The organism is Arthrobacter sp. R4-81, from assembly GCF_054792365.1.
Genome location: NZ_CP096445.1, coordinates 2,747,502 through 2,761,620, shown reverse-complemented (window position 1 = coordinate 2,761,620; position 14,119 = coordinate 2,747,502). Strand labels below are relative to the sequence as shown.

The 14,119-nt window shown below is 62.4% G+C and carries 13 protein-coding genes; 2 read left to right on the top strand and 11 right to left on the bottom strand.

Annotated elements, in window-relative coordinates; genetic code table 11:
• Positions 1–50 precede the first annotated feature (50 nt).
• A complete protein-coding gene (locus tag M1E05_RS12910; RefSeq protein WP_461163194.1) occupies positions 51–1,358 on the bottom strand; it encodes a glycoside hydrolase family 26 protein in 1,308 nt (435 codons plus the stop codon).
• A gap of 180 nt (positions 1,359–1,538) precedes the next feature.
• Here M1E05_RS12910 and M1E05_RS12905 point away from each other — a divergent pair, with 180 nt between their 5' ends.
• The gene (locus M1E05_RS12905; protein WP_461163193.1) at positions 1,539–1,871 is read left to right on the top strand and encodes a hypothetical protein; all 333 of its coding nucleotides are present in this window, start codon (positions 1,539–1,541) and stop codon (positions 1,869–1,871) included.
• A 127-nt stretch (positions 1,872–1,998) separates the two neighbouring features.
• Here M1E05_RS12905 and M1E05_RS12900 read toward each other — a convergent pair whose 3' ends face one another.
• Positions 1,999–3,333, bottom strand: a complete 1,335-nt coding sequence (locus tag M1E05_RS12900) for an FAD-binding oxidoreductase (protein ID WP_461163192.1) — start codon at positions 3,331–3,333, stop codon at positions 1,999–2,001.
• 249 nt (positions 3,334–3,582) lie between these two features.
• Between M1E05_RS12900 and M1E05_RS12895 the strand changes: the two genes are divergently transcribed.
• Positions 3,583–3,723 (top strand): hypothetical protein, encoded by a 141-nt coding sequence (locus M1E05_RS12895; protein ID WP_461163191.1) that lies wholly within the window; start codon positions 3,583–3,585, stop codon positions 3,721–3,723.
• 206 nt (positions 3,724–3,929) lie between these two features.
• On the opposite strand, the gene M1E05_RS12890 is transcribed toward M1E05_RS12895, so the two are convergent.
• The 9 genes from M1E05_RS12890 to M1E05_RS12850 all read right to left on the bottom strand — a co-directional run bounded on the left by M1E05_RS12890 (position 3,930) and on the right by M1E05_RS12850 (position 14,095).
• A complete protein-coding gene (locus M1E05_RS12890; protein WP_461163190.1) occupies positions 3,930–4,313 on the bottom strand; it encodes a PAS domain S-box protein in 384 nt (127 codons plus the stop codon).
• 1,168 nt (positions 4,314–5,481) lie between these two features.
• Positions 5,482–6,336, bottom strand: a complete 855-nt coding sequence (locus M1E05_RS12885; RefSeq protein WP_461163189.1) for a D-hexose-6-phosphate mutarotase — start codon at positions 6,334–6,336, stop codon at positions 5,482–5,484.
• Positions 6,333–7,487 (bottom strand): N-acetylglucosamine-6-phosphate deacetylase, encoded by a 1,155-nt coding sequence (nagA, locus tag M1E05_RS12880; RefSeq protein ID WP_461163188.1) that lies wholly within the window; start codon positions 7,485–7,487, stop codon positions 6,333–6,335. Before nagA ends, M1E05_RS12885 begins: the two co-directional genes overlap by 4 nt.
• A gap of 45 nt (positions 7,488–7,532) precedes the next feature.
• A complete protein-coding gene (gene nagB, locus M1E05_RS12875) occupies positions 7,533–8,303 on the bottom strand; it encodes a glucosamine-6-phosphate deaminase (protein ID WP_461163187.1) in 771 nt (256 codons plus the stop codon).
• The gene (locus tag M1E05_RS12870) at positions 8,300–9,358 is read right to left on the bottom strand and encodes an ROK family protein (RefSeq protein ID WP_461163186.1); all 1,059 of its coding nucleotides are present in this window, start codon (positions 9,356–9,358) and stop codon (positions 8,300–8,302) included. Before M1E05_RS12870 ends, nagB begins: the two co-directional genes overlap by 4 nt.
• 12 nt (positions 9,359–9,370) lie before the next feature.
• A complete protein-coding gene (locus tag M1E05_RS12865; RefSeq protein WP_461163185.1) occupies positions 9,371–11,167 on the bottom strand; it encodes a glycoside hydrolase family 35 protein in 1,797 nt (598 codons plus the stop codon).
• A gap of 62 nt (positions 11,168–11,229) precedes the next feature.
• Positions 11,230–12,192 carry a hydroxyacid dehydrogenase gene (locus tag M1E05_RS12860; protein WP_461163184.1) on the bottom strand — a complete coding sequence of 321 codons (963 nt, stop codon included), beginning with the start codon at positions 12,190–12,192 and terminating at the stop codon, positions 11,230–11,232.
• Between the two features lie 50 nt (positions 12,193–12,242).
• Positions 12,243–13,172, bottom strand: a complete 930-nt coding sequence (locus M1E05_RS12855) for a carbohydrate ABC transporter permease (protein ID WP_461163183.1) — start codon at positions 13,170–13,172, stop codon at positions 12,243–12,245.
• A complete protein-coding gene (locus tag M1E05_RS12850; RefSeq protein WP_461163182.1) occupies positions 13,169–14,095 on the bottom strand; it encodes a carbohydrate ABC transporter permease in 927 nt (308 codons plus the stop codon). The genes M1E05_RS12855 and M1E05_RS12850 overlap by 4 nt, the downstream gene beginning before the upstream one ends.
• Positions 14,096–14,119 lie beyond the last annotated feature (24 nt).

The following is a 14,119-nucleotide window of genomic DNA, read 5'->3' as shown; positions in this document are numbered from 1 at the left end:
AGCAGAGTGGGTGCGGGGCGACGGCGTCGGCAGTGGCGCGGAACTAGCGGTCAGCGTGCCGCCAGGGCCGTTTTAAGGGCGTTGGCCGAGCTCGTGGAGCTGTTGATCCGCCAGTCGACTTCCTTATTGTGGTGGAACCAGACAAAACCGGTGACATCGGGCTGGGCCGCCAGGTAGGAGACCAGGGCGGTGTTCCAGTCTGCCTTGGACCCTCCAGTCTCCGCGGACGCTGTTTCGGAGATGATGATCGGCTTGCCCGGGGCCAGGTTGCGAAGCGCAGTCAGGCCCTCGCCGAACAGCGCAGAGGGCAAGGTCCAGGAGCTCCATGATTGGGACGTGCCCCAGTTGTAGCCGTCCAGGCCAACAATGTCGACGTAGCCGGCGCCGGGGTAGAGCCCGGTGAGCGGTGTGGATCCCCAGTACGGAACGTTCGGAGCCCAGACCCACTGCACATTGGTGGCACCGGTGGCGGCGACGACATCGTGGACGTGGCGCCACGCGGCTACGTAGTCTCCGGGGCCATTGCCGTTGGCGGCTTCGGCCCAGGGGTACCAGTTGCCGTTCATTTCGTGGGCGAACCGCAGCATGACGGGCTTGCCCCAGGTCCTCAGGGCATTGCCCCACTGGGCGATGTAGGTGTCGAAGTCCCCGGCAGTGATGCGGTCCAGGGCGTACGCCGGCTGGTTGGCACCGTTTCCGCTCCACAGCCAGGGCTCCCAGGTGATCAGGCTGGTGGCGCCGCGGGCATCGACGGCGTTCAGATCCGTGATCGGTGCGGCCTGGCTGAAGTCCTTGTAGGACATAACGATCGACGGGCTTTCATTGAGCAAGGTGGCGACGGCGTCGAGCTCGCTGGTTGCCAGCGGACCGCCAGGGGTCGACACGCCGAACCTGAGCGGATCGGAACTGGTCGGCGGGGCGGACGTTGTTGTGGACGTCTTCGTCCGGGCGGCCATCGTCATCGGCTCAGAACCGGCCGCCACACTGTCACGACCGGCATTGAGGGAGGCCGGGCTATACGTGGCGGTATACGCCGCGGATGCCGATGCCTTTCTTGCCGTGGCTATCACGACCACGTTTCCGTCGGTTGTGATCGGGATGGTCACATCTGCCGTGAAGGAACCGTTTGCCTCGGTGGTGAATGGGACGCTCGATGAGCCGGCCGTCACAGTTCCGGAAGACTGCCGCGCAAAGCCGCTGCCGCTTACCGTCAGGGATGCCCCAGCCGGACCCGCTGAGGAACTCAGGGTGATCTCTGCCCGTCCTGCAGCCTGCGATGGCACCGCGACGCCCAACAAAACAACCAATGGCAGGACCAAGCCAGCCATCACGAGCCCAACTAATCGATTCTTACGCACAAACACTCCCCAGCATCGATGAAAAATGAAGCCCCAGTAATGGGGCAAAGAGTTCCGGCCTCGGTGGCCCTCGACGGGAACGGGCCGTGACACGCGTTCAACTAAAGCCGCAGAGGCGCTCCCAGTCGTTCCCCTTCCCAAATCCCATGCTCCAGCGGGTTGGAAAAGGAGCCCCAGACCATGATCGCAAACCGTAGGGGCCACGACCCGGAACCGGAAGGAATCCTAGGTAAACCCTGTGCACGTCCTGACGAAGCTTGGACAATCTTGGGCAAACCCTGCGCTGCCGATTCCGATCGCGGAGGTGCCGCATCCGGGCAGCACGAGCAGTTCTCAGCGTCACCAAGGGAAAGCGTCGCCTGCCGCCGAGGGGAGTGGCATCTCGAATCGGTGGCCGACCAGGCCGGGAATCTGCTGGCCGTCATCGGCTTGGAGCTGACGACGGCGCTGCTTGCTTCCACGGTGATAGCCCGGTTGCGAGCCACGGAACGCGCAGCACACCCCCTTCACTGAACCCTCTGCTTCACTGTGAACGCCAATAGCAGAATGCTGCCCACCGTCAGATAGCATCGGCCCATGAGCGAAATTGGGGGCGCTGCTGATGCCTGACAGATTTCGTTGGGTCCCCAGACGTGCGTCCCTAACGTTCGGCCGGGAGGATGTTCTGGTTGCCGCGGAAAGTGTTGTCAGGGTCGAAGTCTCGCTTGACCCGGGACAGCAGGTGATAGTTCTCCGCGCCGTAGGCAGCTACGATCCTGTCCTGGCCTTCGTTCCCGATAAAGTTCAGCCATACGCCACCGGTGGTATGCGGTGCAATTTCCTGCCGGAAACGCTTCACCCAGGCCCTGGCCTCCTGACCGCCTTCTGGGGTTTCGGCAAGGCCGAAGGGATGACTCACCCACGTCGCGTTCCGGTGCTGAAGCGGGGTTTGGGCGGCGGCAGGGCCGCCGACAGCTCCGCCCCAGTGGGCGATAAGCTGCTGCGAATGCGGGCCGGGCAAGCGGTTCGCCGATTCCACAAAAAGGTCTAGGGCGTCGTCGCTCAGTTCATTGTGATAGTCGGCGCTCCAGTAGTTGTAGCGGTTCGGTGGGTCATCGATCATGCACTGGAAGTCGGCATATGCCATCGGTTCCACAAGGTCAACGGCCGGTTCCAGTTGCCGGAAAGGCGCTGCGTGTTCGACACCTTGGTCAATGTCTCCGGCGTAGAGATAGGCCACGGCCACGGCCATTTTGCCCACCATGCCTTCAGGGACAAAGGGCTCCGGAGGGGCTGTAAGGTAGACGAGCGCGCTGCCCACGCTATTGGGGGCCGCCAGCGCTGCATCCCTGTAGCTCCGGGAAACCTCCGTCGCGGATTCGCCAGGCCAAAACATCAGCCCGGCCTGGACTGTGGGCCCTAATTCGTGCATCTTGAAGGTAAACGACGTTGCCACGCCAAAGTTTCCACCGCCTCCATGCAGCGCCCAGAAAAGTTCCGGGTTCTCATAGGCACTCGCCGTCACCCGATCTCCCTTGGCCGTGACCAGGTCCACAGAGTCGAGACTGTCGCAGGCAAAACCAAACGAGCGTTCCAGCCATCCCGAGCCTCCGCCGAGGGTAAAGCCGGCCACACCCGTCGTCGAGGCCCGGCCGCCTGTCACTGCAAGTCCATGCTCCTGCGCCGCCCGATCGAATTCGCCCCAAGTAGCGCCAGCACCAGCGGTTACCGTCCGATTCTCGGGATCCACGGAGATGGCTTTCATGGGACGGACGTCAACTACCAGTCCGCCGTCGTTAGTGGACATGCCGGCCACCGAGTGACCGCCTGCCCGCACCGCAATATTGAGGTTATGGTTGCGTGCGTAGGCGAGAGCTTCGGCCACTTCCCCTGGCGTCGCACATTGTGCGATTACGGCCGGGTGCCGGTCGATCATCGCATTGAAGACTTTCCTGGCTTCGTCGTAGTCCGGACTATCGGGCCTGATCCAATCCATGGCGACACTCCTTCACGCTCGCGGCCCCCGCCTCCACCGACAGGTTACGACTTTAGGGGCTGCCAGACTAGGCTGGAAGCTTAGGGAAAACCATTCACAAGTCAGGTTTGTTCGTATGTCGCCGGGCGATGCCCCCTCCCAACGATCACGATAGTGACATAGCGGATGTCGCTGTTCCGAAGGCGCGTCTCATTATCTTGATTTTGTCGTAAGCCATGACGCTGAGCTTTTGACGCGCCTTGAGGATGCGTGACCGAGTACCTCGAGATCGAGGACGCGCTGCAGGTTGTTGACCGGTACGGTTTTCATATCCGCGACATCGGGCTCCTGGCCTCGGCACTGGCGCGGCCGGCTACTACGGTGATGGGGCGGAAGCCTATCCCCGGTTAGCGATGAAGGCGGCGGCGCTCATGGAGTCGGTGGCGCTCGTTGCCCCGCGCCTGTTCTGCACGCTCGCTTTCCGCCTGGTGGCCCGCAAACCGCTGTGCGCGGATGGAATGCCGCCGCCGCATGTGCAGTTCGGCTGCTGATCGAGCTTCTTCTCACCGGAGCGGGTTGGGGGCGGTGCTCTCATTGCCCCCAACCCGTCCCTGTAGCTAGGCGCCGATCTGGCGGACGAAGTGGTAGGCCACGACGTGCCCGGCGTACGTCAGCGGAATCATGTCCGTCTCCGCGTCGAAAGTTGACCCGTCCTTGCGCTTGCCGCGGAAGCGGAAGGACACCGGATACTGCAGGCCGCCGACTTGGTGCTGGTAGTGCCAGACGTACAGTGACCGACTCTCGTCCGCGATGAACGTGCCGGCGAAGTCGTCGACCTCCTGCCACTCGCGGACGTCATACCCGAACATGGCGGCCAACCGCTGGTTGCAGATTTTGTGCTGTTCGTTGAGCCAGAGGTAAACGCCGTCAGGGCTTTGCTCGAAGACCGGTTTGAAATGCCCGGCCAGCTCTGCCAACGCGGTTTCATGCGACACGGTCATCGTAAGGCTCCTTTCACTTGCCACCACGGTAGGAGGGCGACTTTGCTTGGTCAAGCCCCGAGGGGCTTCGGGTCCCGAAAGCCCAAACACACGGTTGCCCAGGAAGTAGCCCGCGTATTTGGCAACATCCCTTCGCCTGGGGAGCAGAGTCATAGAGATCGAGAGACTTACGTAGTCATGTCGGCGACCAACTCGGCGAGCTGTTCGATTCCCACTTGTACTCACCCAGGTAGTAAATGTGGAAAAGGTGTGTGGACAATGTCCACACTTTTAGCTTCGGACTGGGTCGTACATCGGCCGGATGGGCTCGGATCCGGTATGTTTTCTGGAGTTCCCTGTTTTTGCAAGGGTTGGAATACGGTTCGAGTCCCACCTCGGGCACAAGAGATCCCCTCGTCAGAGGGGATTTCGCCTTAACGTGTGTACAAAGCTTGTGGTGGCGTCCCTCTGACGCTAGTACGCGGGCTGCAGCCTAGCCGCCGCGATGGCCTATTCAGATGTGTGGGTGGCGGGGTTAGGGTCCTGGCTCATGGGTCCTCCGCCTGCTGTGATCTGGCTATTCGTTCCTTCCTGTTGTGGCGGCCTGGTTGACCGCTTACCTGTTCATGGTCCGTGCCTGTCTTGATGACATGACTTGGGCCAACTTTCTTTAAAGTTTCTTCCTGACTAGCTGCTCCGAGTCGTCTAGGTGCGCGGGGTCGGTAGGCCGTTTGTCGGGCCAAAGGTGGTGTGGACATTGTCCACACTTACGTCTGCTTTGTTCCCGGCGACGGAGGTGCGCCGAAGGAAAATTAGGGTACGAGCGGCACTGCGCCCCTGATTGCTCAGGGAGCCGCCAGCGCCGATTGAGTTCAGTACCGGTCTGACCTCAGCTTTGGGTGCAGTTCAAGGTGAAGGCAATCAAGAGACCGCGTTGCGCAAGCTCTACTCAGGATCTGTTCATACCGGTTCTGGCCACATCGAGACCAAATTAGGCTGGACAGATGAGTGCCCTGCTTCAATGGATCGGCGGCATTACAAGTACCTGAGCACTAGTACAGCCAGGATAACGCAGGGCGCCACCGACATATCCGGCAAGCAAAAATTGAGCTCTGGACCCATCAAGGTTTTATCGGCCGACGCAGCCTGATGGCCTCCCGTTGCTATGGGAACTTCCGAGCACCGGTTGTCAGTATTGGATGACCTGAATTACTGATTTGAAGCTGTGCTGTTCGCCGGGGGCGAGTCTGATGCCGTTTCCTCCGACGTTACCGGGCTCAACGCAGAGGAATGATTGCCAGTCGTCGTCGCCCAGGTCGGGTATGGAGCTGGCGCCTCCGGCGCCGGGGTTCCAGAGAATCCTGCTCCTGGCATAAGGCGAGTACAGGATGATGTCTCTGTTGTTGGCGTCGTCATGAACAGTGATCGCTCTCGAGCACGAATACACCCGGTCGAGGCCTTGCTCTGTGAAAGTTATGGCTGGTTCCGAAGTGCCGGCCGTGCTGTGGTCTGTGAACGGACTGTGGGCGAGTCCTGAGATACGGACGCGTCTGATGTCTCCTACCTGCAAGTAGGGGTGAAGCGCAGGTTCATAGAGGGCGGGCTGATCGCCTAAATGTGTCACCTGCAGCGTCATGGTCAGGTACTGGCCGAATTCTGCTTGAAAGCGCGCCTGGAAGGGGTGCGCCCATGCGGCAGCCTTAGCGGTGGTGATCTGGTAGTCCAGGTGGAACGTCAGTGTGACGTGTTCCGGGTTTTGATCGACGCTGGTTAGCTGCCACGGAAGCGTTCTGGCGATGCCGTGGCGGGGTGCTGCTTTGCTGCCGAACCAGGGCAGGCAGATGGGGATGCCACCTCTTATGGGATCGGAGTTGAGGAACTGGTTACGTGAGCCGAGCCAGAGAACGGGTCCGGTGTCCTTAGGGCTCCATTGGACTATTTGGGCACCTTGGAAGGACACCTGTCCTGTTCCCCACAGCCCGGACACCTTGAGTGGCTGAAACGGATGATCCTGGTCAAGCGTTCGGGCCCGCTGTGCGATCATGACTGTTTGATCCCGTCGGCCCACACGGCAAGCACGTTATATCCCTGATCCAGAAAGACAAGGTCGGCTGCTTTGCCAGCATGGAGGCTGCCAAGGTCTTCCCGGCCGACCAGGTGAGCGGGTGTGGCGGTAAGTGCTTTGATAGCCGCTTGGGGCTGGAGGTTGAGCACGGTGACGGCGTTCCTGAGTGCGGTGTCCTGGGTGAGGGTGGATCCTGCGATGGTCTTGGTTCCTGTCAGCACGGCACGCCCTGCATTGACGGTGACGTCCGCGCTGCCCAAGCGGTAGTGACCGTCTTTAGCCCCTGTTGCTGCCATGGCGTCTGTTATCAGGGCGATGCGGCCCGGAGCCGCGGCGAAGGCCATTTTTGCTACGGCGGGGTGTACGTGGATGCCGTCCAAAATCATTTCGAGGTATGCGGTCGGGTAGCCGAAGGCGGCTACGACGGGGCCGGGTGCACGGTGATGGATGCCAGCCATGGCGTTGAAAGCGTGGGTGAGCAGGGTGGCGCCCCGGGCGAAGGCTTCCTGGGTAAGGTCCATGTCCGCGTCAGTGTGACCTACTGCCACGGTGACTCCCGCGGTGACGAATTCTTCGATTGCTTCCAGGGCGCCGGGCAGCTCCGGGGCGATGGTGATTTGACGCAGGGTGCCGCGTGCTGCGTCGAGGAGCTGGGCTATTGCTGAGGGGGTGGGAAGCATCAGGTTGTCAGGCTTGTGTGCGCCGCATCGGGCGGCGGCGAGGAAGGGACCTTCGAGGTGTGATCCTAGGATCAGTGAGTTGGTGTCCGCTAGCTCCGCAATGGTGTTGAGGCTGCAGCACAGCTCGTCAAGAGGCGCGCTAACGAGGCTGAGAACGGAACGGGTGGTGCCGTGTGCCCGGTGGACAGCCAGTGCCGCCAGGATGTCTTCGGGTTCGCCGTCGAAGGATGCTCCACCGGCTCCGTGGCAGTGCAGGTCGATGAAGCCGGGGACCAGGATCCCGTCGCTGCCGTCGACGACTTCCCTGGCTGCGTAGGTGTGCCAGCTGGTTCCCGAGCCGGTTGCGGTTATGGTGCGGTCCGTAATGGCCACCCATCCGTTCTCCACCGCCCCGTTCCCATCCAGGAGGCGTGCGCTGTGCAGGATAAGGTCGCAGCGAACAACCTTCACCTGCGGGGCGCCCTTTCCTGGGCCAGGTTTTCCGAGAGCATGGGACTACCGCTGCCAGACGGGCAGGTTCTCGGCAACATATTTGTAGTAGGCGCTTCCTTGAAGTTCTGCCGCTGCCTCTTCATCCACGATCACCGTGGCCCGTGGGTGCATTTGCAGCACCGAGCCGGGGCACATGGCGCTGACCGGGCCTTCGACGAGGCCCGCGATGGCCCTTGCCTTGGAGCTGCCTTGGGCGATCAGCACGACTTCCTTCGCGTCCATGATGGTGCCAAGCCCTTGGGTGAGGCAGTGGGTTGGGACGTGGTCAGGACTGTCGAAGAAGCGGGCGTTGTCTTTGCGCGTCTCGGGTGCGAGCGTCTTGATACGGGTGCGGGAGCTCAGCGATGAAGTGGGCTCGTTGAAGCCGATGTGTCCGGTGGAGCCGATCCCCAGGAGCTGAAGGTCGATTCCGCCGAAGGCTGTGATGCTTTCCTCGTAGCTGGTGCAGGCAGCTTCGAGATTCGTGGCAGTCCCATCCGGTACATGGACTCGTTCCGGGTCGAGTCCAAGTGGCTTTGTCACTTCGCGGTCGATGACTGCGTGATAGCTCTGGGGGTGGCTGGGGGTGAGTCCCACGTATTCATCCAGGGCGAAGGCCGACAGAGCTGCCAGGCCTTCGGGGCGTCGGGCGGCCAATTCCTGGTAGACGGGGAGTGGGGAGGATCCTGTGGCGACGCCGAGGACTTTCATGCGGCCGTTCCTGAGGCGGTGCTCGATGATGTCTGCTGCGTATGCGCCGATGTCGGCGGAGGTCTTGAGGATGGCGATTTTCATGGGTGTCCCTGGTGGTTCCTGAGGTTGGGTGTCTGCTGCAGGTTTGTGTCTTCTCCCGGCGGTAGTGGCGCTTCGGCGGCGGCATTTTCCGGGCTCCAGCCGCTGCCGGCGTCCGGGGAGCCAGCTGCCTGGAAGCCGAGGATTGCGGCCCCGATTTGTCCTGCACGTGGTCCCAGCATTGATTTCCGCAATGCCGGCGGGGCGCGCCAGGCGAGGAGCGATGACATTGTCTGTTCTAGGGGGTGCAGGAGTGTGTCGCCGGCTTCGGAGAGTCCGCCGCCGATGATGATAGTTCCTGGGTCGGTGAGCAGGGTGAGGGTCGACAGGGCGAGGGCAAGGGCGTGGATCCCTTCATCCCAGATGCGTGTACCGGTGTTGCCAGCCCGGCCGGAGGCGATGTCGGCGGCGGTCATGGCAGGGTCTCCTCCGTGGCCGCGGTATCTGCGGACGAGGCCCGCGCCGGAAAAGTAGGCTTCGAGGCAGCCGCACTGGCCGCAAGTGCATGTTTCGCCGTCGGGAATGACGGGGATGTGGCCCAGTTCTCCGGCGGAGTGGGTAGCTCCTTTGAGGATGGTGCCGTCGGTGATGACTGCTGCCCCGACTCCGGTGCCGATGGCGACAAAGACGGAATTCTTGCCTGGAGCCGATGGCAGGAGGCGGGCTTCTGCCAGCCCGGCGGCGCGTGCATCGTGGCTGATGAGAACGGGGAGGCTGAATTCTGCGGACAGCAGGTCCGCGACGGGCATGGTGGTCCAGCCCAGTGATGAGGCATATTCGACAATGCCTGTGTCGGAGTTCACCAATCCTGGAGTTCCGACGCCTATACCGACGGGATGCAGCCCGCGCTGGAGCGATTCGGCCTTCAATACCCTGAGGATTTCCAGTGTGTGATCCATAACACCCTTACCGGGGCGGCCCGTGGCTATGGCGCGCGTGACGAGGGTGCGGCCGGCGGTATCCACGACGGCGCCCTTGAGAGTGGTTCCGCCGATGTCCAGGGCAAGGGCCACCTGCCGCGAAGCGGAGTTGGTGGGCAACACTGATGCTGTGCTCATGGTGGGTCCGCGCTACAGTTCCGCGGCGAGGATTTTTCCCGTGCTGGGCGTGCCCAGTTCAGGTTGGGCACGAAGCTCAATGTGGGTGCCGTGCTTTTCGAGGTCCAGGATGTGGATGCGGTTGGTTCCGGTGTGCAGGAGAGGTGCCGGAGCGTAGAGGGTGACCTGTGGCCCGGCCTCCTGGTAGCGGCCAAGGAGGAATCCGTTGACCCAAACGAATCCCTTTCCGAAGCCCGGGAATGCCAGGAAGGTATCGGCAGGTGCGTCGATGTTCAAGGTTGAGGAGGCGAGGCGTTCGAGTTCCTCTGCTCCCCATCCCGCCAGCGGAATGGGAGTCTGGGTCCAGTTGAAGGTGCGTCGCTGGTTGATGAGCACGCCGTCCAGGATTCCCTTGCCGTGGCCGACCAGTGGCCCGTAGTTGATCCTGCCCCGGCTCTCGACCAGGACCTCCAGTTGAACGGTTGATCCTGTCCCGGTGAGACTGAGCCCATCGGCGGCATTCTGGTCATCGAGAATTCCGGCGAAGCTGCCGTCCACCCAGATGTAGGCGCGGTCCGCGAGGCCCAGGATCCGCAACGGGGTTTCCGCCGGCTCGTCCGGCCTTCCGGGAAGGACGGGGTGGGAGGTGTACAGAACCATCCCGGCGTCCAGTCCCAGTTGCTCAAAGCTCAGCGGCCGCACGCTGGTGACGGGATGGGCTGATTGGCGCAGGAGCGGGAGCAGGGGTTTGCCCGCGGCAACGGGGACGGACTGGGCCGGGAGCACAGGTGCGGGTTTGAGAAGTGCGGGCGGGAGCGGCGGGGGATTGGAGATTCCCTGGGCGCGGAAGAACTCGGCCCGCAACGCGTGGTATTTCTCCGTCAGGGCGCCGTTCTCTGCGATGGGGGCGTCCGAGTCGTAGCTGGTGGTGGTTGGCTGTAGTTTCGTGCCATCGTGGTTCGCACCGGAAAACAGCCCGAAGTTGGTTCCGCCGTGGGCCATGTAGAGGCAGATGGAGCCGCCGAGATCCAGAATTTTGCGGACCTCGCCGCAGGTTTCACTGATGTCGCGGACGTGATGGTTCTCCTCGCCCCAGTGGTCAAACCATCCTCCCCAGAACTCGACATTGAAGAAGGGCTCGCCGGGCCGACGGCGTTGCCAGGTTTCCACTGCTTCATCTCCGCGGGAGCCCAGGGTCGCAGCCGCCCAGGTGTCTTCCAGGGCGCCGCCGTCCAGGAAGTAGTCCGTCCCGCCGTCGGCCGTGAACAGCAGTTCAGTGATGCCCCGCTGTTCAAGTGCCAGCCTGTTCCAGCGCATGTATGCGTGGTCGTCGCCGTAGCTGCCGTATTCGTTCTCGATCTGCACGGCGACGACGGGACCACCGTGGGCGGCCTGCCGCGGCACGATGATCGGCAGCAGTTCATCCAACCAGCTTTCGATTGCGCTGGTGAACACCGGGTCCATGCACCGCAACCCGATGCCGGGGAGACGTGTGAGCCAGGCCGGTAGTCCTCCGTTGTCCCATTCCGCGCAAATGAACGGCCCCGGGCGGACGATGACGTCCAGGCCGATGCCGGCAGCGGTGTCGATGAAGGCACCCAGGTCCCGCCAGCCGTTGAAGTCAGGTGCGCTGTCCTTCCGGGGCTGGTGGAAGTTCCAGGCGACGTAGGTGTCGACGGTGTTGGCCCCCATCGCCTGGAGTTTGAGCAGCCGGTCCCGCCACTGGTCGGGGTGGACCCGGAAGTAGTGGATGGCTCCCGCAAGGATCCGGTGGGGCTGGTTGGACCGGAAGAGCTGGGACTTTTGGTAGCTCAGGATGGGCTCGGGCAACGAAATTTCCTTACGGCTGCAGGACGTGCTGACTGCGCATTGACTCTTGGGCGTGGCTCGCGTCAGGCGGTGTGGGAGAGGACTTCTGCTTTGACCTGGTTCAGCAGGGGCCTGCCTGCTGTGAACCGTGTGACTTCCCGGTACGCGGCCTCTCCGAGCCTGTACAGCTCGTTGCCCTGCGACCCGGCGATGTGTGGGGTAAGCACAAGGTTCGGGGCGTCGAAGAGAGGTGATTCCTTCGGCAGCGGGTCTGGGTCCGTGACGTCGATGACAGCATGGAGCCGGCCGGACTCGAGTTCGGCCGTCAGTGCCGAGGTGTCCACCAGGGACCCGCGGGCGGTGTTGATCAGCGTGGCGCCGTCGCGCATGAGGGACAGGGCGTCTTTGTCGATCATGTGGAAGGTTTCGGGGACTTCAGGCGCGTGGAGTGTGACTACGTCGCAGGTTTCCAGCAGGTGTTCCAGGCTGGTGGGTTGGGCGTCGTGGATGCCTTGTTGCACGAACGGGTCGTAGAAGAGGACGTCGATGTCAAAGGGGGCGAGCAGGTCGATGACCCTTCGGCCGATACGGGAGGCTCCGACGATGCCGACTTTGAGGCCGTGGTTGCCCCAGCGTGCAGGCTCCACCTCGAAGGGTCGGTATTTGCGGCTCTGCGTATATCCGTGGGCCAGTTCCAGGACGCGCTTGCCGGAGAGGAGAATCATGGCCAGCGTGTATTCAGCCACCGGCAGGGCGTTTGTGTCTGCGCCCGAGGTAACCGTGATCCCGCGGTTGAACAGCTCGTCGGTGGCAAATTCCTTGACGGAGCCTGCCGTGTAGATGACGGCTTTGAGGTGGGGCATCCGGTCCAGGATGTCTTCGTCGAGCTGGGGGCATCCCCAGCAGCCGATGATGAGTTCGATGTCCTGCAGGGGGTAATTTGCTGCGTTGGCTTTGGTGAGCAGGGCCGGTTGCAGGTCCACTACGGTTTTGAGGTCCTGGAAGACTGATGGTGTGAAGAGTCTTTCAGGGAGGTCGTTCTCCATGGCGAGGACGGCTTTGGGCCGTCGCGCCTGGGGCAGGTGCTGGCTGGTTGCTATTTGAGGGCTCCTGATCCGATGCCGGCTTTCCAGAACCTCTGCAGGGAGATGAAGAGGATGATGACCGGGATGATTGTGACGAGTGAGCCGACGACGACGAGTTGGGCGTATTCCGGATCGGCCAGTGTCCTGCCGTGCCAGGAGTAGATGCCCAGCGCTGCGGGGAAGAGGTTGGTGTCGCTGAGCATGACCAGGGGGAGGAAGAAGTTGTTCCAGATGGCGCTGAAGGTCATGAGGAACAGGGTGACGATTCCGGGCTTCATTAATGGGGCTGCGATGGTGAGGAAGGCCCGGAATTCACCGGCGCCGTCCAGGCGTGCGGCCTCGATGATTTCTTTGGGCACGTAGCTGGCGCTGAACATGCGGGCCAGGTAGACGCCGAAGGGGCTGGCGATCTGGGGCAGGAAGACGCCCCAGAAGTTGTTGACCAGGCCGAGGTTGGAGGCGAGCAGGTACAGCGGCATGGTGGTAACTGCTGCGGGAACGAGGACACCTACCAGGACGAAACCGAACCAGCGTTCTTTTCCGGGAAAGTCGAATTTGTCGAAGGCGTGGCCGGCGAGGAAGGAGACGGCGACTGAGGCGCAGGCGCCGAGGCCGGCGTAGGCGGCGGTGTTGGCCATCCAGCGCAGGAAGGTTCCGTTTTCCCAGGTGAAAAGCTGGATGAGGTTCTCGATGAGGTTGAATTCGGCGAAGGAGAACCCTGCGGTGCCGTAGAGGTCTGAGGTGTTCTTCGTTGATGCGACGATGAGCCAGGTCAGCGGCAGCAGGGTGTAGAGGCAGAACAGTCCCAGCATGATGTTTACCGCGAGTTTGGAGGACCACGCGCTCCTGGTCTGGCGCTTCCTGGGTGCAGCTGCCGGGGGCAGGGGTGCAGGCAGGGCGATGGTGCCGCTCGTTGACGGTTGTGTTGTCAGGGGGCTCATGATTCCACCTTCGATCCGAATTTGGTGACGCCCCAGGACAGCGCTCCGATAAAGACGGCAAAGAGCAGTGCTGTTGCTGCCGCGTAGCCGAAGTCGTGCTTGTCGAAAGCGGTCTGGTAGATGAACATGTTCGGGGTCCAATTGCTGTCGATGGATGTTGCCCGGCTCTTCAGGAGCAGGGGTTCGGCGAAGAGCTGCATGGCGCCGACGACGGTGAACAGGGTCGCGACGCTCAGGGCGCCCATGATCATGCGGGCTTTGATGGCGAAGGCTGTGCGGATGGCTCCGGCGCCGTCGACGGTGGCGGCCTCCAGGACCTCCTGCGGAACGGCCTGCAGGGCAGCGTAGAAGAGAATGACGTTGTAGCCGGTGTGCAGCCAGATGGTGATGTTGGACAGCGAAAGCAGGGCGGCCAGGTGGCTGCCCATGTCCCAGCCGGCGCCGGTGCTTTCGTAGATCTCCACCAAGGGGCTCACGCCGGGGGTGTAGAGGTAGACCCAGATGACCGCGGCGATCAGGCCGGGGACAATGTTCGGCATGTAGAACGCCAGGCGGAAGAAGGACTTTGCGCGTGCGGCGGCGGAATCCAGCAGAAGCGCAACGACCAGGGACAGTCCGATCATGACGGGGATGTAGAAGAGGCAGTAGACGGCGATGTTCAAAAAGCCTGCCAGGAAGGCCTGGTCCTGGAGGGCGCGGGCGTAGTTGGCCAGGCCGTTGAAAACCCGTGCTGTCCCGCCCAGGCCCAGTCCGCTGGACTTTTCGGTGAAGAGGCTCAGAAAACCTGAGTAGCCGATTGGTGCGATGGTGAACGCCAGGAACAGCACGAAGAACGGAGCCAGGAACAAGAAAGCGTGTTTGCCTGACCGGCGGCGTGAACGGCGTATGACGGTGGAGCGGGCCGTTGTGGTGGCGCCTGTCATGACTTTTCCCTTCGAATGGGTGGC